The sequence below is a fragment of the Robertmurraya sp. DFI.2.37 genome, from assembly GCF_029211245.1.
GTDB lineage: Bacteria > Bacillota > Bacilli > Bacillales > Cytobacillaceae > Robertmurraya > Robertmurraya methanolica_A.
Genome location: NZ_JARGEJ010000681.1, coordinates 1 through 297, shown reverse-complemented (window position 1 = coordinate 297; position 297 = coordinate 1). Strand labels below are relative to the sequence as shown.

Below are 297 nucleotides of genomic sequence, written 5' to 3'. Positions count from 1 at the left end.
GTCAAAGCTCACGAATGTAATCATCTGGGAGACCGAGTCTAGCTTCTTAATCATATTATCTACTTTTTTATCACCAAGGGCAGCAAAAATCAGCCTTTTTTTTCGTTCAGGAAAGCGTCGCTTTAATTCCACTACTAGCGTTTCAATCCCCTCTTCATTATGGGCTCCATCCAGGACGATTAATGGGGCAGAGGAGACGATTTCAAATCTTCCAGGCCAGTATGCTTTTATCAACCCTTGACGAATATCCTCTTCGGTAATATTGTAAGAAGCTGCTAAAAGAATGGCTGCTTCAAC

General features: G+C 41.8%; 1 protein-coding gene. It reads right to left on the bottom strand.

Annotated elements, in window-relative coordinates; genetic code table 11:
* Positions 1–297, bottom strand: a 297-nt coding sequence (locus tag PZE06_RS28190) for a glutamate ligase domain-containing protein (RefSeq protein WP_275792426.1), incomplete at both ends; no start/stop codon positions are given.